Annotated in this window: 1 protein-coding gene; it reads right to left on the bottom strand. The window is 52.5% G+C overall.

The window, feature by feature from the left end; genetic code table 11:
* Window positions 1-426, bottom strand: a 426-nt coding sequence (locus E1189_RS00665; RefSeq protein ID WP_155158209.1) for a hypothetical protein, incomplete at its 3' end; no start/stop codon positions are given.
* Window positions 427-619: the final 193 nt, after the last annotated feature.

The following is a 619-nucleotide window of genomic DNA, read 5'->3' as shown; positions in this document are numbered from 1 at the left end:
ACCTTCGATACGGTTAACCAGCTTAAATCCCACCGCCGGGGCAGCAAAAACAGCTGTTGCAAGGGACAGTGGAACACTACCTGCCACTGCGGCACCACCTTCGATACGGTCAGCCTGCTTGACTCTCACCGCCATAGCAGCAATGACGCTCAGTGCAGGGGAAAGCGGAGCACCATCTGTTCCTGTGGCGCTACCTTCGATACAGTCAGTCTGTTGAACTCTCACCGTCAGGGCAGCCGAGACATCCTGTGCAAGGGAAAGTGGAACTCTACCTGCCCCTGTGGTATCACCTTCGATTCGGTCAGCCTGCTTAAGGCTCATCGCCAGAGTAGTCAAGACGCCCGGTGCAAGGGGAGGCTGAACGCTACCTGCTCCTGTGGTATCACCTTCGATTCGGTTAACCAGTTTCAGTATCACCGCCAGCATAGCAGTAACACCCAATGCAAGGATAAGCGGAGTAAAAGGAAATAAATTGTCCCAGCCTTACCCATCGACTAGCCTTTCGTGCCTGGGTTGAATCGGAGGTTATGCTCATTGCAAAGGTTGGCAAATGCCTCATACCTTTGGCTTATTCTGATCGCTACACCTGTTATTGTTGTTGATGCGAGTACAGATAAGC

Origin of the sequence: Parendozoicomonas verongulae (genome assembly GCF_009711465.1) — a bacterium.
GTDB classification, from domain to species: domain Bacteria; phylum Pseudomonadota; class Gammaproteobacteria; order Pseudomonadales; family Endozoicomonadaceae; genus Sansalvadorimonas; species Sansalvadorimonas verongulae.
Note: the sequence above shows the minus strand (reverse complement) of the source record. Positions and strands in the feature narration are given on the sequence as shown.